The organism is Clostridia bacterium, assembly GCA_024653205.1.
Lineage (GTDB): Bacteria > Bacillota > DSM-521 > Neomoorellales > SLTJ01 > JANLFO01.
The window spans coordinates 49,691-69,925 of the sequence record JANLFO010000010.1 but is presented as its reverse complement, the minus strand read 5'-3'; the positions used below and the strand labels follow the sequence as shown (position 1 = coordinate 69,925).

The 20,235-nt window shown below is 62.8% G+C and carries 18 protein-coding genes and 1 tRNA gene; 5 read left to right on the top strand and 14 right to left on the bottom strand.

Features of this window, described 5'->3' with window-relative positions; all coding sequences use genetic code 11:
• Positions 1–89 precede the first annotated feature (89 nt).
• The 9 genes from mutM to bioB form a co-directional block, all read right to left on the bottom strand.
• Positions 90–911: a DNA-formamidopyrimidine glycosylase gene (mutM, locus tag NUV99_06860; GenBank protein MCR4419834.1), complete on the bottom strand. Its 822-nt coding sequence runs from the start codon at positions 909–911 to the stop codon at positions 90–92.
• Positions 912–3,548 (bottom strand): DNA polymerase I, encoded by a 2,637-nt coding sequence (gene polA, locus NUV99_06855; protein ID MCR4419833.1) that lies wholly within the window; start codon positions 3,546–3,548, stop codon positions 912–914.
• Positions 3,545–4,273 carry a 7-cyano-7-deazaguanine synthase QueC gene (gene queC, locus NUV99_06850; GenBank protein ID MCR4419832.1) on the bottom strand — a complete coding sequence of 243 codons (729 nt, stop codon included), beginning with the start codon at positions 4,271–4,273 and terminating at the stop codon, positions 3,545–3,547. The genes polA and queC overlap by 4 nt, the downstream gene beginning before the upstream one ends.
• Positions 4,255–4,947 (bottom strand): radical SAM protein, encoded by a 693-nt coding sequence (locus NUV99_06845; GenBank protein MCR4419831.1) that lies wholly within the window; start codon positions 4,945–4,947, stop codon positions 4,255–4,257. Before NUV99_06845 ends, queC begins: the two co-directional genes overlap by 19 nt.
• Complete coding sequence (gene queD, locus NUV99_06840) at positions 4,914–5,420, bottom strand: 6-carboxytetrahydropterin synthase QueD (protein ID MCR4419830.1); 507 nt, start codon at positions 5,418–5,420, stop codon at positions 4,914–4,916. Before queD ends, NUV99_06845 begins: the two co-directional genes overlap by 34 nt.
• Before the next feature lie 98 nt (positions 5,421–5,518).
• Positions 5,519–6,229 (bottom strand): dethiobiotin synthase, encoded by a 711-nt coding sequence (gene bioD / locus NUV99_06835; GenBank protein ID MCR4419829.1) that lies wholly within the window; start codon positions 6,227–6,229, stop codon positions 5,519–5,521.
• Positions 6,226–7,587, bottom strand: coding sequence for an adenosylmethionine--8-amino-7-oxononanoate transaminase (bioA, locus tag NUV99_06830; protein MCR4419828.1), 1,362 nt, complete (start codon positions 7,585–7,587; stop codon positions 6,226–6,228). The genes bioD and bioA overlap by 4 nt, the downstream gene beginning before the upstream one ends.
• 4 nt (positions 7,588–7,591) lie before the next feature.
• Positions 7,592–8,773 carry an 8-amino-7-oxononanoate synthase gene (bioF, locus tag NUV99_06825; GenBank protein ID MCR4419827.1) on the bottom strand — a complete coding sequence of 394 codons (1,182 nt, stop codon included), beginning with the start codon at positions 8,771–8,773 and terminating at the stop codon, positions 7,592–7,594.
• Between the two features lie 18 nt (positions 8,774–8,791).
• The gene (gene bioB, locus NUV99_06820; GenBank protein MCR4419826.1) at positions 8,792–9,775 is read right to left on the bottom strand and encodes a biotin synthase BioB; all 984 of its coding nucleotides are present in this window, start codon (positions 9,773–9,775) and stop codon (positions 8,792–8,794) included.
• A 362-nt stretch (positions 9,776–10,137) separates the two neighbouring features.
• On the opposite strand from bioB, the gene NUV99_06815 reads away from it, so the two are divergent.
• Positions 10,138–10,226, top strand: a tRNA-Leu gene (locus NUV99_06815).
• Positions 10,227–10,391: 165 nt separating this feature from the next.
• On the opposite strand, the gene NUV99_06810 is transcribed toward NUV99_06815, so the two are convergent.
• The 4 genes from NUV99_06810 to NUV99_06795 form a co-directional block, all read right to left on the bottom strand.
• Positions 10,392–11,141, bottom strand: coding sequence for a DUF169 domain-containing protein (locus NUV99_06810; protein ID MCR4419825.1), 750 nt, complete (start codon positions 11,139–11,141; stop codon positions 10,392–10,394).
• Between the two features lie 25 nt (positions 11,142–11,166).
• Entirely contained in the window at positions 11,167–12,417 is a 1,251-nt protein-coding gene (locus tag NUV99_06805) for an amino acid ABC transporter substrate-binding protein (protein MCR4419824.1), read from the bottom strand.
• A gap of 277 nt (positions 12,418–12,694) precedes the next feature.
• The gene (locus NUV99_06800) at positions 12,695–13,786 is read right to left on the bottom strand and encodes a transposase (protein MCR4419823.1); all 1,092 of its coding nucleotides are present in this window, start codon (positions 13,784–13,786) and stop codon (positions 12,695–12,697) included.
• 304 nt (positions 13,787–14,090) lie between these two features.
• The gene (locus NUV99_06795) at positions 14,091–14,789 is read right to left on the bottom strand and encodes a site-specific DNA-methyltransferase (protein ID MCR4419822.1); all 699 of its coding nucleotides are present in this window, start codon (positions 14,787–14,789) and stop codon (positions 14,091–14,093) included.
• A gap of 252 nt (positions 14,790–15,041) precedes the next feature.
• Between NUV99_06795 and NUV99_06790 the strand changes: the two genes are divergently transcribed.
• From NUV99_06790 to NUV99_06775, 4 genes are all read left to right on the top strand, one after another.
• A complete protein-coding gene (locus tag NUV99_06790; GenBank protein ID MCR4419821.1) occupies positions 15,042–15,560 on the top strand; it encodes a nitroreductase family protein in 519 nt (172 codons plus the stop codon).
• A gap of 113 nt (positions 15,561–15,673) precedes the next feature.
• Positions 15,674–15,958, top strand: coding sequence for a co-chaperone GroES (groES, locus tag NUV99_06785; GenBank protein ID MCR4419820.1), 285 nt, complete (start codon positions 15,674–15,676; stop codon positions 15,956–15,958).
• A 47-nt stretch (positions 15,959–16,005) separates the two neighbouring features.
• Positions 16,006–17,619 carry a chaperonin GroEL gene (gene groL / locus NUV99_06780; protein MCR4419819.1) on the top strand — a complete coding sequence of 538 codons (1,614 nt, stop codon included), beginning with the start codon at positions 16,006–16,008 and terminating at the stop codon, positions 17,617–17,619.
• 215 nt (positions 17,620–17,834) lie between these two features.
• Entirely contained in the window at positions 17,835–18,833 is a 999-nt protein-coding gene (locus NUV99_06775) for a S1 family peptidase (GenBank protein MCR4419818.1), read from the top strand.
• Between the two features lie 10 nt (positions 18,834–18,843).
• Here NUV99_06775 and ypeB read toward each other — a convergent pair whose 3' ends face one another.
• Entirely contained in the window at positions 18,844–20,214 is a 1,371-nt protein-coding gene (gene ypeB / locus NUV99_06770; GenBank protein MCR4419817.1) for a germination protein YpeB, read from the bottom strand.
• Positions 20,215–20,235 lie beyond the last annotated feature (21 nt).

Genomic DNA, 20,235 nt, shown 5'->3' with positions numbered 1-20,235 from the left:
CGGCAATCCTACCAGGACTGCCGGCAAAAAACGGGGATAACTAAGTCCCTCGACTGCCTGACAGCTTACCCACCCATGCTACTTGCGATCTAAGTCTGGCAGCGGGGACAGAAATGGGTGCCGCGGCCGGCTATCCTGACCCGCAAGATTGATTCCCCGCACACGGTACAAGGGAGGCCGGCCCGGCCGTAGACGCGCAGAAACGCCTGGTGCTCCCCCTCCCTGCCTTGCCCGTCCACGTAGTCGCGCACGCTGGTTCCTCCGTGCTCCAGCGCTTCTCGGAGCACCTCCGGGATGGCGGCTAAGAGCCTCTGCCTTTCCTCCGGGCTAAGGCTCGATACCGGGCGGCGCGGGTCCAGCCCGGCGCGGAAGAGTATCTCGTCGGCATAGATGTTCCCTATGCCGGCCAGGAACCGCTGGTCCAGCAGGAGAGCCTTTAACGGGCGGCGCCGGCCGGCTACCGGGGCGAAGAGAGCCTCCGGATCGGGCATGTCGGGCAGGGGTTCCGGTCCCAGTCCGGCCAGCCCCCCGATCCTGGCCGTTTCGCCGTCTGACAGGAGCCAAAGCCGGCCGAACCGCCTCGGGTCCCGGAAAACGAGGTACCCCCGTTCCAGTTTCCAGACGGCGCGCGTGTGCCGGTCCGGGCCGCAAAACCCGGGCTGCCACAGGAGCTGACCGCTCATGCCCAGGTGCGCCACCAGCACTCCCTCCGGAGCCAGGCCGAAGAGCAGGTACTTGCCCCGGCGCTCCAGGGACACGAGACGGGTCCCGGCCATGCGCCGGGTGAACTCGGGAGGTGATGGCAGGGCCAGGGTCTTGTCGTCGTAAACCGTTGCCTCCAGCACCGCCTGTCCCACCACCCGGGGCGCGAGGGTGCGGCGAATGGTTTCCACTTCGGGCAGCTCGGGCACCTAGACGCGGTCCTCCCCCGGCCAGGGTTTGAGTTCGTACCAGTTCGGTCCGTACTTGAGTTCCACCACCAGGGGCACCCGCAGGGGAAAGGCGTTTTCCATGTGGTGCCTCACCAGTTCGGCCACCCGGGGCAGTTCTGGCTCGGGGGCTTCGAAGATGAGTTCGTCGTGCACCTGAAGTATCATTTCCGTCTTCAGCCCTTGCTCCTGCAGCGCGCGGTAGATCCGAAGCATGGCCATCTTGATGATGTCCGCCGCGCTCCCCTGTATGGGGGTATTCATGGCCGTGCGCTCGCCAAAGCCGCGCGTGGCCGGGTCACGGCTGAAGAGGTCGGGGAGGTAGCGCCGCCGGTTGAGCAGGGTGGTTACGTAGCCGTTTTCCCGGGCACGGGCCACCGCTTCCTCCACGTAGCGCTTCACTCCGGGATAGCGGCGGAAGTAGCGCTCGATGTATTCCCGGGCCTCCTGCCGGCCGATGCCGAGATCCCTGGCCAGCCCGTAGTCGCTGATCCCGTAGACGATCCCGAAGTTGACCGCCTTGGCCCGGCGCCGCATCTCCGAGGTTACCTCGGCAGGGGTCACCCCGAAGACCTCGCAGGCGGTCCGAGTGTGTATGTCCTCGCCCCGGTGAAAGGCGGCGATCAACCCCTCGTCCCCGGATATGTGGGCCAGGACCCGAAGCTCGATTTGAGAGTAGTCGGCGGCCAGTATGACCCGGTCGGGGGCGGAGGGACCGAAGGCGAGGCGCAGGCGCCGGCCCAGCTCCAGGCGAACGGGAATGTTCTGGAGGTTGGGCTCGGCACTGCTCAGCCGGCCGGTGGCGGTGATGGTCTGGTGGAAGGTGGTGTGGATCTTGCCCGTAGCGGGGTCGATCAGGGGTTTGAGCCCGTCGACGTAGGTGGACTTCAGCTTCATCAGCTGCCGGTACTCCAGGATCCTGGCGGCGATGGGATGCCTGGCGGCCAGCTCTTCCAGTACCTCGGCGCTGGTAGAATAGCCGGTCTTGGTCTTGCGGCCGCGGGGCAGGCCCAGCTTCTCGAAAAGAATGTAACCCAGCTGCCGGGGAGAATTGAGGTTGAAGGCTTCGCCTGCCAGGGCGTAGATCTCTTCGGCCACCGCCTTCATGCCCGCGGCCAGTTCTTCGCCCAGGGCCCGCAGCCGCTCCCCGTCCACTTTTATTCCCGCCAGCTCCATGTGCGCCAGTACCCGGGTGAGCGGGAGTTCCACCTGCCGGTACAGTTCCTCCATTTCCAGCAGTCCGATCTGGGGCTCCATGGCGGCGGCCAGATCCAGAACCGCTTCCGCATTCAGGGCGGCAGTCTCTTCCGGCGGCCCGGAAACCGGCGGACGCCCCAGTTCCTTCTCCGCCAGTTCCTCCAGGGAGTACTCGGCGGCACCGGGCTCCCGGAGATAGGCCATCAGCAGGGTGTCGCCGGCCGGCCACCACAGGGGCAGGCCCAGGCGGGCCAGGCTTACCATGGCCGCCTTGGCGTTGTGGGCTATGAACAGGTTATCGTTCCGTGCCAGCGCTTCGGCCAGCACCGGCCAGGGCTCGCCCTGAGAGAGGGCGAAGCCGGCCGGGAGCGCGCCCGGGCAGGCCAGCCCCAGGGCGACTATACGGCCGTGGAAGTAGTCGCGGCCTTCCCAGACCAGGGACAGGGCTCCCCGGCCCCGGTGTCGTATCTGGGTCAGGTATTCGGCCACCTGCTGGGGGGAATTCAGGACCTGCCACGGCCGGGAGGCTGCCTCGGCCCGCGCCGGAGGTTCTTCTTCCTCGGCAGGGACGGCCTTCAGGAAGCTCCGGAACTCCAGTTCCCGGAACACGGCCAGCAGTTCCTGCCGGTTGGGCGGGCGGTGGCGGCAGCCTTCCCAGTCTACCTCCAGTGGGACCCGGCGGCAGATGGTGGCCAGTTCCTTGCTCAGCCTGATCTGGTCGGCGTGGGCGGCCAGTTTCTCCGCCAGGGAGGAAGGTGAGACGCGGGAAAGCCGGGCCAGGAGATCCTCCACGCTTCCGTATTCCCGCACCAGGCGGAGGGCCGTCTTTTCCCCTATGCCCGGAACGCCGGGGATGTTGTCGGAAGGGTCTCCCATCAGGGCCTTGAGGTCGGTAACCTGCTCGGGCCGGATGCCCAATTCCCCGGCCAGAGTCTCCGGGTCGTAGACGGCGAGCTGCGAGATCCCTTTCTTGGTCAGGAGGGCCCGGGTGGAGGCGGACACCAGCTGCAGGCAGTCGCGGTCGGCGGTGAGGATCACGCTTTCCATTCCCGCCTCTTCCGCCCGGCCGGCCAGGGTGCCGATGAGATCGTCGGCCTCGTATCCTTCGAGTTCGAAATAGGGGATGTTCAGGGCGCCGAGAATCCGCTTGGCCAGGTCGAACTGCGGCCGCAGCTCCTCCGGGGTGGGCGGACGCTGGCCCTTGTAATCGCGGTACTGTTCGTGCCGGAAGGTTATCCGGCCCTTGTCGAAGGCCACGGCCACGTGGGTGGGCTTCTCCTGCTCCAGGGCCTTGAGCAGCATGGCGGTAAACCCGTAGACGGCCCCGGTAGGGGTGCCCTGGCGGGTAGCCAGGGGCGGAAGGGCATGAAAGGCCCGGTGAAGCAGGCTGTTGCCGTCCAGAAGCAGGAGCTTGCCCCTCACGGTTCTCCTCCCCGGTAACCGCAGGACTCCCGGCCCGGCGCCGGGGACCGGTAGGGGATGGGGTCCGCCACTCCGGCGTCCCGGAACCCCTTTTGGCGCAGCCGGCAGGCGTCGCACACCCCGCAGGAGGGCACGGTTCCCATATAACAGGAGTACGTCAGGTGGTAAGGGGCGCCCAACGCGATTCCGCGTCTTATGATCTCCGCCTTGCTCAGCCTGAGCAGGGGCGCCCGGATCTGTATCCCCTCTCCCCGGGTGCCGGCCGCGGTACCCTGGTTGATTACCTCCTGGAAGGCCCGAATGAACTCCGGGCGGCAGTCGGGATAGCCGGAGAAGTCCACGGCGTTCACCCCGATGTAGATGGCTTCCGCTCCCAGGGGTTCGGCCACGGCCAGGGCCAGGGCCAGGAAGACGGTATTGCGGGCGGGGACGTAAGTAGAAGGGATATCCCGCGCCATTTCTTCTGCGCTGCGGTTAGTGGGGACCTCCTTGTCCGGATCGGTCAGCGAGGAACCCGAAAACAGGCCGCGGAGGTCGACGAGCCGGTGGCGCCGGCCGACGCCGTAGAATTCGGCCACCCGGCGGGCGGCCTCCAGTTCCACCTCGTGCTTCTGGCCGTAGGTGAAGGTTACGGGATAAATGTCCTCTCCCGCCGCCCGGGCTATGGCCATGCAGGTGGTAGAGTCTAAGCCCCCGGAAAGCACCACTACAACCTTGCCCGCCATGGTAGGCTCCTTTCGCCTTCAGGACCGAAGATCACTTTGTGGAGCTGAATCTGCAGCCGTGCGTCCAGCCCGTCGCTGAGCATCCAGGAGGCCAGATCGCGGGGGTCCAGATCCGGCCAGGCCGGGGACAGCAGAGTCCTGGCTCCCGGAGGAAAACCCCGCGTGCGTATTACCTCCCGGGCCCAGGCATAGTCTTCGTGGGAACTCACCACGAACTTTACCTCGTCTTGCGGGGACAGAAGTTCCAGGTTCTCCCACCGGTTGGCCTCCACTTCCCCCGAGCCCGGGCACTTGAGGTCCATGATCCAGCGGTGCCCCGGGCCGAGCCTTACCGTATCCAGGGGGAGAGACCCGTTGGTTTCCACGGAAACCTCCCAGCCGGCAAGAAAATCCAGCAGCCGCTGCAGTTCCTCGGCCGGTTGCAGCAGGGGCTCGCCGCCGGTAAGGCATACCCGCCGAACCGGGAAGGCGGAAACGGCGGCCAGAATTTCTTCCGGCGCGGCCGGGCTCCCTCCTTCGTAGGCGTAGCGGGTGTCGCAGTAGCGGCAGCGGAGGTTGCAGCCGACGAAGCGCACGAACACCGTAGGCAGGCCCGCCGAAGTCGATTCTCCCTGTAGGGAAAGGAAAACCTCTTTGACTCTCAAGCCTTGTTCCCCTCCGGAGGGCCCCCGCATTTTGCCGGCAGTCCTCGTCCCCGTACCGATCGTTTCGCGGATCGAAGTGCCATCGCTTCGGGCTCTTGCCGGGCCGCCCCGCAGGCACCCGGGCGGGGCGCCGGCGCGGCCCGGGCCAGTCTGACCCGGGCGTCCGGCGTCTCCCACAGTACCAGCTCGCTCAGTTTCAGGCGGGGGTAGGCGCGCAGTGCCTCCTGCAGGTCCTGCCAGAAGCGGAGGGCCAGGTTCTCGCAGGTGGGCGCAAAGGGGTAGAGCTCGTTCAGGTAACGGTGATCCACCCGGTCGATCACCGTCTCCCGCACCAACTGCTTTAGCCGGCCGAAGTCTACCACCATCCCGTCCGGACCCACCGGTCCGCTGACCGTCACTTCCAGGCGGTAGCTGTGACCGTGCAGCCGGGAGCACTCGCCGCGGTGTTCCGGCAGACAGTGGGCGGCCTCGAAGGTGAAACCTACGGTCAGGCTGAACTCCATCGCCTGGACCTCTTCCGGTTTCATACTCTGTTCTGCCGACAGTCCTGGTTCCCCCTCGCAGTGGCGGTTCACCGATCGGGCCGTCTCGCGGCCTCACTTTATCCTATCCTAACACACCATTCCAGCACCGGCAACAGCACCTCTTGCGCCAGCCGGGCCGCCTGCTCACGGTCCGGAAGCTGGGTCAAGTAAGGGACTTCTCCCCATAGCGGCACCGGAAGGAACTTTTCCAGGACCCGGGCGTTGCTTTGGACCGAGAGGTCGGGCTGGGGCTCACAACGGTTGAGGAGCACCCCGGCCACCGTCAGCCCCCACCGGCGGGCTTCGTTGACCGTGAGCAGGGTGTGATTGACCGTGCCCAGCCGGTTGCGCGCCACTACCAGCACCGGGAGGTCCAGAACCTTTATGAGGTGGGGAGTAAGAAGCTCGCCGCTCAGGGGAACGAGCAATCCCCCTGCGGATTCCACCAGCAGGAATTCGTGCCTCTGTGCCAGTTCCTGATAAGCCTTCCTTATGACGATAAGGTTAACCTCTACCCCTTCCTCTTCCGCGGCCACGCCCGGGGCCAGGGGGTCGCGCAGGCGATAGGGGCAGATGAGGTCAAGTTCGTCCTGCACCCCGGCCATCTGCCGCAGGTAAAGGGCGTCCTCCGGCCGCATGTCCCCCTCATCGGCGGCGCAGCCGGTCTCCAGGGGCTTCATTACCCCTACGTCCAGTCCCCGGGCCTTAAGCCCTGCCGCCAGAAGACCCGTAACCAGGGTTTTGCCCACGCCGGTATCGGTGCCGGTAACGAAGAGGCCGGGTTTCAAGCCCCATCCCCCCGCCCGCAGACTTCGTCTACGGCCTCGGCCACCGCGGCTACCAGGCGCCGCAGTTCCGGCTCTTCAATTACCAGGGGCGGCATCAGCACCACTACGTCTCCCAGGGGCCGGATGATTACTCCCTTCGGCCGGCACTGCATGCAGACCCGGTGCCCGATGCGCGCCTGGGGCGGGTAGGGCCGGCACCGGGATTTGTCGGCCACCAGTTCTATGCCCACCATGAATCCCTTCTGGCGCACTTCTCCCACGTGGGGATGCTCCTTCAGCGGGGCCAGGAGCCGGCTCAGGAGCCCGATCTTGGGACCCAGCTTCTCCAGCGTGCGCTCCTTTTCGAAGAGGTCCAGGCTGGCCAGGGCGGCGGCGCAGGCCAGGGGATTGCCGGTGTAGGTGTGCCCGTGGTACAGGGTCTTTTCCGGACCGCCGACGAAGGCGCGGAATATCTCTTCCGTGGCCAGGGTGGCGGCCAGGGGCAGGTAGCCGCCGGTGATCCCCTTGGCCACGGCCATGAGGTCCGGCTCCACCCCTTCGTGCTCGCAGGCGAACATCCTGCCCGTCCGGCCGAACCCGGTGGCCACCTCATCGCAGATCAGGAGCACCCCGTACTGCCGGCAGTACTGCTCCACCTTTTTGAGGTAGCCGGGAGGGGCGACGATCATTCCCGCCGCCCCCTGAACCAGCGGTTCCAGGATCACCGCCGCCACCTCTTCGGCGTGGGCGGCCAGCAGGCGCCCGAGTTCGTCGGCGCAGGCCAGTCCGCAGGTTTGGGGTTCCCGCCCCAGGGAGCAGCGGTAGCAGTAAGGCGAGGGCGCCCGAAGGACCTCGAAGAGCAGGGGACGATAGAGGTCGTAGTACAGAGACATGTCGCCCACGCTCATGCTGCCCACCGTATCGCCGTGGTAGGCATTTTCCAGGGCCAGGAACTTGATTCTACGCCTCTGCCCGAGGTTCTGCCAGTACTGAAAGGCCATCTTCAGGGCGATTTCCACCGCGCAGGCCCCGGTATCGGAGTAGAAGACCCGGCTCAGGCGGCCCGGAGCCAGGGCCACCAGACGGGCGGCGAGCTCTACGGCGGGCGGGTTGGCCAGGCCCAGTAAGGTGCTGTGGGCCACCCGGCCCAGCTGGTCCGTTATGGCCCGATTGATTTCCGCCCGGTTGTGCCCGTGTATGTTGACCCACAGGGAGGAAACCCCGTCCAGGTAGCGCCGGCCTTCGGTATCGTACAGATACACTCCCTCGGCCCTCTCGACGATCAGGGGCGGCACGGCGAGCCACTCCGAGAGATGGGTAAAGGGGTGCCAGAGGTAGCGGTGATCCATTTGGGCCAAATGCCCGGTGCGATCGGACATGATCCTAGCCTCCCGGTATAAGGTTGAGCTTTTTCGCCGCCGTTACCAGGGCGTCCAGGGCGCGCTCCAGGTCTTCCCGGGTGTGGGCGGCGGTGAGAGACAGCCGCAGCCGGCTGGAGCCGGGGGGCACGGTGGGAGGCCGCATGGCCTGAAGGAATATGCCCTGCCGCAGCAGTTCCCCGGCCAGCGTCAGGGTGGGCTCCGCTTCTCCCACCACCACGGGAATTATGGGGGTTTCGCTATCCAGGGTGTTGAAGCCCGCCCGGCGGAGCTCGGTGCGGAACCAGGCGGTGAGTTCCCAGAGACGCTGGCGCCGCCAGGGCTCCTCCTGCAGCACTTCCAACGCCTCCAGGGCCACGGCCACCATGGGCGGCGGGGGTGCGGTGGTGTAGAGGAGCGGCCGGCTGAAGTTCACCAGGTAGGAGCGCACCACCTCCGGACCGGCCAGGAAGGCGCCGAATCCGCCCAGGGCCTTGCTCAGGGTGCCCATGATGAGAAGGCGACGGGGGTCGAGCCCGAAATGCTCCGCCGCGCCCCTGCCCGCGGCGCCCAGCACACCGGTGGCGTGGGCGTCGTCCACGTACAGGCCCGCTCCGTACCCGGCGGCCAGCTCCAGCAGCCCGGGGAGGGGGGCCAGGTCGCCGTCCATGCTGAAGACACCGTCGGTCACGATGAGCTTGCGGCGGTAGGAACGGTGGGCCCGCAGGAGGTCCTCCAGGTGGTTCAGGTCCCGGTGGCGGTATATAAGGACGCGGGCGCGGCTCAGGCGGCAGGCGTCGATCAGGCTGGCGTGGTTGAGGGCGTCGCTGAGGATGAGATCGCCTTCCCTCATCAAGGTGGCGATCACGCCCAGGTTGGCCTGGTACCCGGAGCTGTAGAGCAGGGCCGTTTCCGTGCCCTTAAAGCGGGCCAGCTTGTCTTCTAACTGCTCGTGAAGGGCCAGATCGCCGGATACCAGCCGAGAGGCCGCCGCCCCCGCTCCCCAATCGCGGGCGGCCCGGGCGCAGGCTTCGGCCAGGCGCGGGTGCCCGGCCAGGCCGAGGTAATCGTTGGAGCAGAGGTTAAGGACCTTCTTCCCCTCCAGGATGACCCACGGGCCCTGCCGGGCCAGGAGCGGCACCAGGGTGCGGTACAGCCCCTGGGTCCTGCGGGCCGCCAGTTCCGGTTCCAATTCCGGCCACCACACGGCTATTTCTCCTTTCTCTCAGGAAACCAGCTCGAATCCCAGGTCGGCGACGAGCTCCCGGTCCAGTTCCGGTTGGCGGCCGGAGGTGGTAAGGTAGTTGCCGGTCATGAGCCCGTTGGCTCCGGCCAACAGCGCCAGGGGAAGAAGCTGGCGCAGGGTTCTTTCCTTGCCGCCGCAAAGACGTATGTCCTTGTCGGGAAGCAGCAGCCGGAATACGGCCACCGCCTTGATGGCTTCCCAGGCCGGGAGCAGCGGCCGGTTCTCCAGGGGCGTGCCGGGAATGGGGTTGAGGAAGTTGAGGGGCACGGAATCCACTTCCAGTTCCCGCAGGGTGAGGGCCAGTTCCACCCGCTGGGCGGGAGTCTCACCCAGCCCCAGTATGCCCCCGCAGCATACCGCCAACCCTGCGCCCTTTGCCGCCCGGATGGTGGCGAAGTCCTCGCTTATGGGGTGGGTGGTGCAGATGCTGGGGAAGAAGCTGGGTGCGGTCTCGAGATTGTGGTGGTAGGTGGTGGCGCCTGCGGCCCTGAGTTCTTGCGCCTGCTCCGGGGTGAGCAGGCCGAGGGAGGCGTGGGGCTCCGACCGGCCGTCCAGGGAGATCAGGCGCACCGCCCGCAAGAGTTCCTGCCATTCGTCTCCCCGGCGTATGCGGACTCCGCTGGTAACGATGCCGAAACCGCAGGCGCCTTCGGAGGCTGCCAGCCGGGCCCGGCTCAGGATTTCTTCCGCCGGCAGCAGGGGATACACGGCGGCGGCCGTGCGGTAATGCGCCGACTGGGCGCAGAAGGCGCAGTCCTCGCCGCAGCGGCCCGATTTCGCGTTGACGATGGCACAGAGTCTGACCGTCTTGCCCTTGTAGGCCAGCCGCACGCGGTGGGCGGCGGCTACCAGATCCGGGGCTTCGTCCAAAGGCAGGTTGATCAGTTCCAGGGCCTCCTTTTCCCCCAGGCGGCCGCCGCGAAGTACGGTTTGCATGGCTTCCCGGATGAGCGAGGAATTCATGTTTTTCCTTCTTTCTCTGGTTTTCTTGCCCGCCTATTCCCGCGGTATTACGTTAACCGCGGCAGGAAAGCAGGTTAACCTTTAGCATAAACCATGGTAGTACTCCGCCGGGCGGTTGTCAATCTCACCCGCCGGGAGCCTTTGGCGCCATCCCGCCCGCCCTCCCGTAGGGCAGCCGGGGTGCGTTTTGGGCGTGCCGGACCTGGAACATATATACTGTCAACGGAAATACTTGCAGCACTGGATATGTTGAATCCCGCAACAAGGCCTGGGAATACTCCAGGCCAACAGGTGTGCAACGTGAGCCGAACCGGCACAAAACCTTGACAGTGTGGGCCTGGAAGGCTAAACTATGAATGGGTGCCGAAGTGGTGGAACTGGCAGACGCGGCAGACTCAAAATCTGCTGTCCCCCGGAGGACGTGCGGGTTCGAGTCCCGCCTTCGGCACCAGTTCTTTTAATGATGGGGCGAGTTGCGCAGCTTGGTGGCGGCCGGAATTGGCAGGAATGGCCAATTTGCCGGCCGCCTTATCTTGGTATTCCTTCGCCGGTTCACCTGCCGCTTCGTTTCTTCATCGGCGTAACCAAGTGGTGCCTTAAGAGACGCGCGCCTCAGTTAGGGGTTCCGCGCCTGTTCAACCAGGTCCCTCAAAATGTTTCCGAATTCGACCAGATAGCGCTCCTTACCCTGATAGGAAGGTAACTCTATGTTCATTTCGTTCAGGTTCCGAACTATGGTTCCCAGCCATTGGTATGGGATTGAGAGCAGCATGCTTCCTTCAGGAAAGAGCTCCCGGGCGCGCATGCCGTGCACCGTATCCGGAAGCACGTAGTTTATTCTTCCGCTTTGGTAAGGATAGAGGTATGTCCAGGCGCACCCCATTACCGGCGTTGACTTGGAGGTGTAGATCTCGCCTGTTGAGTAAGACATTGACCTCAACACCACTTCCGCCTGACGCACGCTAGCGTTCAGGATCAGGACATCGGGCTCAAAAGTCAGCTTTTCGAGCGGCGCAAAGGCAACGTAATTGACCGTGTTCTTGCCGAGGCGCGGCACGTACTGATAGAGTCGCGAGTTGGCCCGCGCTTCCTGAAAGATCTTCAGCCTCTCACCGATCTGCCCGCTCTCCGCAAAGGCCTCCATATCCTCCATTCCTAACAGGATCTTCCCCACACAGGTCTCCGCATGTTCCCGACAAAAGTAGAAGGGCCGTGACGCGTTCTGGGCTTCCACCAGCATTTCGCAAAGGGATAACTCCTTATCAGGGGCGAGCGGATCGATTCCCTCCGGACGGAAGAACAGGAACTTGACGCCTACCGGAGGTCTTAGAAAGCCCAATCGGCTGAAAACGGAGAGATCGGTCACGTGAAATACCTCCTCCAAGTGCCCGCTACATCTTGGGCCACGGGGGCTTCATGATGGGGGGCGCGGTCCGATGCGGACCGGGGTCCACCACCTCGAACACCCCTTTTTGCCACTGTCCAATCTGACCCAGATGACCCCTGAAGAATCGGTCCGGGTCGTACTTGAAGGGTCCAATGCAGGTGTCGTACGTCCGGGTGGCCAGAAGGTCTCTTATCTTAGTCTGATCAAGGCTTCCGGCCTCTTCGATGGCCTGCTGCAGGTGCTGGAGAGAAGCGTAGTAATAAAGCTGGCCCCAGTAGTCGTCGGGTTCCTTGCCGAAGTACTTCTTGTACAGGGCTACGAATTCCTTCGCGCCCGGAGAGCTTTCCTCGTTCCAAGCGCCACCTCCCATCACTCCTTCCACCACTTGTGCACCGAAAGCATCTCGGTAATCCGGCGAATACGGGTAGACGCTACAGAAGAACACTTTGAAGTTCGCACCCAACTCTATGGCCTGCTGGGTCAGAAGCATGGTCTCTTCGGGGTAGCTGAAGGAGATGAAAGCATCGACACCGAGAGTCTTGGCTTCCTTAAGTAAAGGGGACAAGTCCTTAGAACCGGATGGGAAGGATTTTGCCATCATTACCTGAAAACCGGCTTCCTTTAGTGCGGGCACGGTAACCGTGGCGTATTCGACCCCGTGGAGATGGTCGTGGTGAATGACCGCTACCGTTTGCGCTCCCAGTTCCTTAAGAATGCCGATCAGCGCCGGAGTCTGGGTCTCGGAAAAGTTCAGTACCTGGAAAACATAAGGCAGGCTAGGCATGATCTCCTTGAGCTTGGCGGCTCCGCCCGCGGCGCCCACAAGGACGTACTGGTGCTTGTTGGCTATGGGGCAGGCCGCATAAAGCATTTCCGTACCCCACGGGGGTAAGATCAGGTCTGCCTTGTCCTCCAGTATTATCTTTTCTACCAGCTTGGTCATGGTTCCCACGTCGGATTTATCATCGTAGGAATAGTACTCTAGTGGAAGGCTCTTGCCGTACTCCTTTAGGTAGATCCCCCCCTTGGCATTCACCTCTTTTACCCAGATTTCGTAGACGGCCCGGGTTGTAATGGAGGCTTGCCCCAGGGGACCGGACAGTGAGACTGCCTGGCCTATGACGATTTTGTCCTTGGAAGGCGAGGACTCCGGTTGAACAGGTGTTTTCGAACACCCTACCGCAGTGGCCATAATAAGGGCGAGAAAGATGATTGTAACTATGGTTATAGGCCGTAGTTTCCTAGAGTTACCCATTCTAGTAACACCTCCTTAATCATTAATAGTGAACTAGTCAAAATTATAAGCCTTACATGTAAAAAGTCAATCGCACAGAATTAGGAGGCATTTGCGTTGACCCTGCTGTTACCGTGGGGATGGCAGTTATTGGAGCCGGTTTGGCGGACCCTAGCCAACCGCAGGCTTGCCCTTTTGCCAACCCTAGGAACATCGTCCACTATCTGTAGGCCAGGTGGGCAAAAAGAGATATACTACCCCCTCCCCCTGCCGGATTGGTTTTGGGATCCCGTCCCGCTTAGGCGGCGCTGACCAGGCTGCGCAGGTTTTGCCCCCTCTTCTCTCTCACTCTTCCTAAAGCCATGACTAACATTACCAGCAGAGCCAGGGTACATCTCAGGGTCATCTTCTTTAGCCCCCGGATGTAGTGCTCTTCAAAGCCAAATACCCGGTCCAGGCGACTGTTTACCCGCTCTACCGCAGTACGCTTTTTGTAGATGCTCTCCCAGGCGTAGCTGGACCGCGCCAGGGGAGTGAAGATCCGAGGGTCTTCTTTGAGCGGGATCCTTACCGCTCCTTTCACCCGGCAACGGTCCATGCCCATAAAGGTTAGTCCGTAGTGCCGCGCCGGACACCGGTACTTTAGGCTGCCCCGGTCCTTTTCAAACCCACCGTAAGCCATGGGCCGGCGCCGTGCGGTCTGAGGACAGTAGCAGTACACCTGACCTTTATAGTCGTAAACCACATTGCCCCAGCCGGTTAAAAGCCTGGTCTCTTCTCCGTCTCGCCACAGGTTGCGGATGTCTATGACCGGCTTTATGGCGTGTTCGTCCCATAGCTTGGTGTGGAGTTTGCCGTCGTCATAGCCCCGGTCTCCTAACCAGTATTCGCACCTTTTGAGGATAACGGGTGCCTGTTCGGCCATTTGGTCTATGAGCCGGTGGCCTTGTTTTATTTCGCTGGCCGAGGCCGGGGTGACCCTAAAGGCTACCGGTAGCTCGTACGTGGCATCTACCACCAGATGGAGCTTGAAGCCAAACCAGCGCACTACCTTTTCCCAGTTGCTGCCGTCTTCTCTTTCTACCCGCAGGGTCTTTTGGCCCCAGTCGGCATCCACATCGCGCCGGCCATCACGCTTAACCACTTTGCCGGCTTGACGCTTTCTGCCTCGGGCAAAGCTGGCTATGGCTTTTCCGTCTACGGCCAGTACCCGGCCAAAGTCGGGAAGGTGCTTTGTCAGTTCTTCTACCAGCCGGTTGAACATCGCCTCTAGCAAGTTTTGGCGGGCCATCAGTTTCTTTAGGAACGCGAACTCCACTTTCTCCGGAAGACTTGGGGCCTGTCCCAAAACCTTAAGGCCTTCGACGTCTATCCTGTGGTATACTGGCATCGGTGGCGGTTACCTCCTTTTGGTGTATTTCCTACCCCTGTTATACCACAGGGGTTCGAGGAGCCGCTTTTCTACGACGTTTGGGACAAGACCGTTATTACTCACAGGTTCAGCAATTACTTCGTGCTCGCATTAGAGTGTAGGCCTCAGACTTGATGGTAAGGAAGGAATAGAGGTGATACCTTCGATTTGCCTGCTGGTCCCTCAGTCTGGACGCAGCCAAACGAACGGCTTGGTAGATACCTTAGACCGGGAGGGTAACGGCGAGGACGTGCGGGTTCGAATCCCGCCTTCGCCACCAGTTTTATTGCCTTTGTTTGTCTCCTGCCCGGGGCGGGTTTTCGGGAGCCCAGTCCTCGCCGTAGATCATGTCTCCACCCAGGAAGGTGCGCCCGGTTCTCAAGCAGGCCTCCAGGACCGAGAAACTGCCTGCCGCAGGATCCAGGACTACTTCGCCGGGGTTCGTAACCGCTTCTATAAGGCGGACCTGCAAACCTATCGGTTTGGCGTGGGGGTGGGGTCCTGAGGCTTTTTCCTCCCAAACGTCGGGTATGTCGTGCACCGCCCATACTCCCTTAGCGCGAACGGGCTTCTTTTGTACCACCAGAAGGTATTCGCACTGCCGACGGGTACGGTATCCCATTCCTATCTTGAGCTTGTTCCAGACGATCATGTCTACCACCTGAAGCACCCCGGGCAGCCACCCCGACACCCCCTCGCAGAGGTGAAATTTATCTACCCAAAGGAAAAGGTGTCCGCTCGGCACTAAGACGCGGGCTATTTGGGCGATGAATTCCTTTATGGTCTTCTCGCTCATCTGCGGTAATCGGCAGCGCGCCGTGCCCCGGCTCACCCCTTCGTTTCCGTAGGCCAGCTTGTCCAGAACCCCACGATACTGGGGGTCGAAGAACGCACAAGGTACGGTAGCGTCCTCTATCACCGCTAGCAATTCTTTGCCATCGCACCGGTGGGGGTAGTTGTACCGGTACCGGTGCTCCCGCAGGCAGTCGAAAAAAGACCCGCTCCGGCGGTAACCAACAAATACTTGGGACAAGCCCTTTTCCGCGCCTCCTGTCCTTCCGCCGCCGGGCCCGCGAAGCGGTTAACCCTACCCCGCGGCAAAGATGCTTAGGGTTTAGTTCTGCCTTTAGGCATACTATTCCTTTTTGCCGGTAGCCGGTCAGACCGGTTCAATGGTATGAAGGTATAGGGAGCCCCATACTGGCAAAACCTTACACCGAGGGGTGAGAAAGTTATGGAGGAATTATGGTGGCCGATCCGGCAAAGGCGCAGCGTTCGCTCCTTCCGGCCGGAGGAAGTGCCTGTGGAATTGTTGACCAGCCTTCTGCAGGCCGCCTGTCTGGCTCCGTCGGCGGGAAACCTGCAGCCCTGGCGTTTTTACGTGGTGCGGGCGCCAAACGTGAAGCGGGCCCTGGCTCGGGCGGCGCGTCAGGCCTTTGTGGCCCAGGCGCCGGTGGTGATGGTGGTCTGCGCAATGCCCGAACAGTCGGCTTCGGTGTACGGGGACCGGGGCCGGTACCTGTACTGCTTGCAGGATACCGCGGCGGCACTGGAAAACCTGCTGCTGGCTGCCGCCGCGACCGGGCTTGGGGCCTGCTGGGTAGGCGCTTTCGTAGAAGAAGAGGCGAGCCGCGCCTTGGGTCTGTCCGCTGGGATCCGTCCGGTGGCCCTGGTGCCCCTGGGGTATGCCGCCGAGAACCCTCCTCCCGTCCCTCGGCGGGCGTTGGACGAGGTGGTCAGGTGGGTGGATTAGAATGCCGACACTACCCTTGACATCTCCTCCGTCTTTTGGCATTATAAGAGTGGCTGTTAGCACTCGGGCGGGTTGAGTGCTAACAGAAACTCAGGTCTGAGGAGGGGTGGCCTGTGCTCAAGCCACTTGAGGATCGGGTAGTGGTAAAGGTGATCGAGGAGGAGCAGCGCACCCAAGGCGGGATCGTGCTGCCGGACACGGCCAAGGAAAAGCCGCAGGAAGGTGAGGTAGTGGCCGTAGGCCCGGGCCGGTTGCTGGATAACGGCACCCGGGTGGCTCCCTCGGTCAAGGTTGGAGACAGGGTGGTATTCGCCAAGTACAGCGGGACCGAGGTCAAGGTGGACGGCCAGGAGTACCTGATCCTGCGCGAAACCGACATATTGGCCGTTAAGGAGTAGCCGGCCACGTCACCAAGTAAATTGCCGTAAAGGGAGGTTGCAGGTCAATGGCGGCTAAGCAGTTGGCTTTCAATGAAGAGGCAAGAAGGGCCTTGGAGCGGGGAGTCAACGTCGTTGCCGAGGCAGTGAAGGTGACCCTTGGACCGAAGGGTCGTAACGTGGTGTTGGAAAAGAAGTTCGGCTCCCCGACCATCACCAAGGACGGGGTAACGGTAGCTAAGGAAATCGAGCTGAAGGATCCCTACGAAAACATGGGAGCCCAGCTGTGCCGGGAGGTAGCTTCTAAGACCAACGACGTGGCCGGTGACGGTACCACCACGGCAACGGTACTGGCGCAGGCTATAGTGTTGGAAGGGCTTAAGAACGTGGCTGCCGGCGCCAACCCGGTGTTCATCAAGCGCGGCATTGAGAAGGCCGTGGAAGCGGTGGTAGAGGACATTAAGAGGATGAGCCAACCGGTGGAAACCCGGGAGAACATCGCCCACGTGGCCTCCATTGCCGCCAACGACCGGGAGATCGGTGAGTTGATCGCCGAAGCCATGGAGAAGGTAGGTAAAGACGGGGTCATTACCGTGGAGGAATCCAAGGGGATCACCACCACGGTGGAAGTAGTGGAGGGAATGGAGTTCGACAAGGGCTACATCTCCGCCTACTTCGTGACCAACCCCGAAACCATGGAGGTAGAACTGGAGGAGCCTTACATCCTAATCCACGAGAAGAAGATCTCGGCGGTAGCCGACATATTGCCGCTGCTGGAAAAGGTGGTACGTACCGGGAAGCCGCTGCTCATCATTGCCGAGGACGTGGAGGGCGAGGCCCTGGCCACCCTGGTAGTCAACAAGATCCGCGGCACCCTCCAGGTGGCGGCGGTCAAGGCTCCGGGGTTTGGCGACCGGCGTAAGGCCATGATGGAGGACATCGCCATCCTTACCGGCGGCACCTTCATCTCCGAGGATATGGGTGTTAAGCTGGAGAACGTGGATCTGAGCATGTTGGGCCAGGCCAAGAAGGTCAAGATTGATAAAGAGAACACCACCATTGTGGAGGGTGCCGGCACACAGGATGCCATCAACGGCCGCATTGCCCAGATCAAGCGTCAGATTGAGGAAACCGAATCCGATTACGACCGCGAGAAGCTGCAGGAGCGCCTGGCCAAGCTGGCGGGTGGCGTGGCGGTCATTAAGGTGGGCGCGGCCACCGAGACCGAGCTGAAGGAGAAGAAGCACCGGGTCGAGGATGCGCTGTCGGCCACCCGGGCGGCGGTAGAAGAGGGTATCGTCCCCGGTGGCGGTACCGCCCTGGTCAACGCCATCAAGGTGCTGGATGACGTGAAGGTGGAAGGCGACGAAATAGCCGGGGTGCGTATCGTGCGCCGGGCGCTGGAAGAGCCGCTGCGGCAGATCGCCGTCAACGCCGGCCTGGAAGGCTCGGTGGTGGTGGAGCGGGTAAAGAACGAGAAGCCCGGCATCGGCTTCGACGCCGTAACCGAGCAGTACGTGGACATGGTCAAGGCGGGTATCGTAGATCCCGCCAAGGTGGTACGGACCGCGCTTCAGAATGCGGCCAGCATCGCCGCCATGCTCCTGACCACCGAGGCCTTGGTGGCCGAGATCCCGGAGAAGGAAAAGCACGCTCCGCACATGCCGGACATGGACTACTAAGTCGGCCGGCAACGGACGGTTCGCCCAACGTCCGGCCCGCCTCCGCACCGGGGGCGGGCTTCCTTTTTTGGGGTTGAAGGGCCGGGCATCTCGCCGTAAACCCGGCCGGGGCAGGCCCGGGCCTACTGCCGGCGTCTGCGGTCTGTCGCTCGGTAACCCCCGGTGGCGCTTCCTCATACGATGGACCGGAAGCAATCGCCGGGGGGTGAGGCGGGGTGGATCTGGGTCGGCTTTGCCGGCGCCACCGCGAGGACCTGTTGAGTTTGCCGAACGTAGTGGGGGTAGGCCACGGCGTGCGCCGGGTTGGGGGCCGGGCTACGGAGGAGCCGGCCATAGTGGTGCTGGTCAAACGCAAGGTGCCGCTAACCGAACTGAAACGCGAGGAGAGGGTTCCCCGTGCCCTCAGTAAGGTAGCGGTGGACGTAATCGAGGTCGGCGATGTGAGGTTTCTGAGCAGAACACAATACGTCCGGCCGGCTCCACCCGGGGTGAGCATCGGCCATTACCGTATTACCGCCGGGACTTTCGGCGCGGTAGTTCGCGATCGTCTGACCGGAGAGCTTATGATACTGTCGAACAATCACGTGCTGGCAAATTCCACCAATGGAAGTGACGGTAGGGCAATGATAGGCGATCCCATCTATCAGCCCGGTCCTTACGACGGAGGCAGCGCACAGGCGGTGCTCGGTCACCTCTATCGTTTTGTTCCCCTGAGGAGAGACTACGAGGAGGCTTCCTGTAAGCATGCCCGGGCGGCGGAGAGGCTGGCCAACCGGGTACTGGGCCTGGTGCGGCCGGAGTATCGGCTGAGCCTTTATCGACGGCTGAGCGCGGAGAACCTGGTTGATGCGGCGCTGGCCAAGCCGGTCAGTCCGGACGCCGTTACCGCAGAGATACTGGAAGTGGGAACGGTTCGAGGAGTAAGAGAACCCGCCGTGGGTATGCGGGTTCTCAAGAGCGGTCGTTCTTCCGGTGTCAACCGGGGCGAAGTGGTGGCCGTGGGCGCCACGGTCAAGGTGACCCTCGACGAGGGCCGCGAGGCCGTGTTCTCCGACCAGTTTGTTACCGAGGCCCTGGCCAAACCCGGGGACAGCGGTTCGCTGATACTGGACGAGGAACGCTATGCCGTGGGCCTACTGTTTGCGGGCTCGGAGAAGTCCACCATCTGCAACCGTATCCAGAATGTCCTGGAGCTGTTGCAGGTGGACTTCTAGCCCGTACATATCACATGGTAAGTTGGCCGCCCGGTTGTTCCACCACCTTCAGGATCTGCTCTTCTGCCCCGGTAAGGGCGTTGATATATACCAGGAAACGGTCCCCATCGGCCTGGGTGGAGAATTCCCAGGCCAGCTTTTCTTGTCCTCCGGCCGTGGGTATAATGCACAGCCGGCCGCGTCCTACCTGCAGATCGGCACTAACCCGCGAGCGGGCGGCGGATTCGTCCAGGCGGGGGCGGGGGAGGCGGCGGGAATGGTGATTGGTAAGGTAGCTCAGGGCGTCCCAGCCCACGATGTCTCCGTTGTCCAGGGCCACCTTAACCTTGACCTGGTCGGGATAGAGTAATACGCCCTGCTGGGTGGCCACGAACGTGATGGTCTGGGCATTGGCCTCGCTCAGGCTGTAGGTGGGCAGCATGTTCTTGAGGCCGTGCCGATTGAGGAACGCCTGGGCCTTGCGGAGGGCCTGGGAGGCGTTCAGGCGGGCGGCGGCCAGCCTGCGGTCGTTCAGCATTTGCACTATGTGGCCGCCCTTCTCGGTTACGTCTACGGTAATACGGGCCCCGTCGCGGGTGGAGTCGAGGGCAAAGGAGTATGCCGGTATGGGGCCGCTGGTGCGACGGGAAGAGGCCACCCGGAGATCCCGCAAGCCTGCTTCCCGGGCAAAAGCCAGGGCCTTGGCCTGAGCGGAGCTGCGGCTGAGGCGGGGGCCGGTAACTCCTTTGGGCGCCACCTGGAGACGGTGGTCGGAGAAGGGGCCGTCATAGGTGAGGCTGGGCACTTCCTGAAGCTGGCGGTCGAAATTGCCCAGTTCCGCTAATTGCTCCAGCTCGGTTGAGGCACGAGCGGTTCTGCCGGCCATGAAGGAGCCGGGGGGCCGGACGGCGAGAGTTGACCAGCGGAAATTGGTCTGGTCCAGGCGAGTCTCCAGGAGGTGCAGTCGTCGGCCGAACTCGCCCAGTTGAGCGGTGATGCGGCTGAGCTGGTCCCGTTCCGTTACGGTGAGGTCTTCCCCTCCCGCCAGTTTCCTGGCCAGGGCGAGACCGTAGTCACCTGCCTGGGCCAGGAACTTGCGGGTGGCCGACAGGTTTAGCTCCCCTACCGGTAACTGGGCCAGCGAATCCTGAGCGTCGGCCGCCTCGTTCCAGAGTTGCGTCAGATAGAGCACCTGTTGACGGGGACTGGCGGCTACCAAAGCCTTGGAGGCGGCCACCTCCGCCTGCTCTACGCGAGAGATCAGATTATAGAACTCCAGCTGATTGTCGGCCTCTACTGCGTGGACGTAATCGGCACGGCCGGCCCTTTCCCACAGGGCCCAGCCGGCCAGGGCCGCGCACAAGCCTATTACGGCGGCTGCGCGCCACCATTTATTGCGCATAGGGTTTCCTCCCCGTTCTTC

Coding starts and splice junctions, on each gene's coding strand:
- queC (MCR4419832.1), bottom strand. CDS start 4,273: ATGGCGGGCAAGGTTGTAGTGGTGCTTTCCGGGGGCTTAGACTCTACC.
- NUV99_06845 (MCR4419831.1), bottom strand. CDS start 4,947: ATGCGGGGGCCCTCCGGAGGGGAACAAGGCTTGAGAGTCAAAGAGGTT.
- queD (MCR4419830.1), bottom strand. CDS start 5,420: ATGGAGTTCAGCCTGACCGTAGGTTTCACCTTCGAGGCCGCCCACTGT.
- bioA (MCR4419828.1), bottom strand. CDS start 7,587: ATGTCCGATCGCACCGGGCATTTGGCCCAAATGGATCACCGCTACCTC.
- bioB (MCR4419826.1), bottom strand. CDS start 9,775: ATGAATTCCTCGCTCATCCGGGAAGCCATGCAAACCGTACTTCGCGGC.
- NUV99_06805 (MCR4419824.1), bottom strand. CDS start 12,417: ATGGGTAACTCTAGGAAACTACGGCCTATAACCATAGTTACAATCATC.
- NUV99_06800 (MCR4419823.1), bottom strand. CDS start 13,786: ATGCCAGTATACCACAGGATAGACGTCGAAGGCCTTAAGGTTTTGGGA.
- NUV99_06790 (MCR4419821.1), top strand. CDS start 15,042: ATGGAGGAATTATGGTGGCCGATCCGGCAAAGGCGCAGCGTTCGCTCC.
- groL (MCR4419819.1), top strand. CDS start 16,006: ATGGCGGCTAAGCAGTTGGCTTTCAATGAAGAGGCAAGAAGGGCCTTG.
- ypeB (MCR4419817.1), bottom strand. CDS start 20,214: ATGCGCAATAAATGGTGGCGCGCAGCCGCCGTAATAGGCTTGTGCGCG.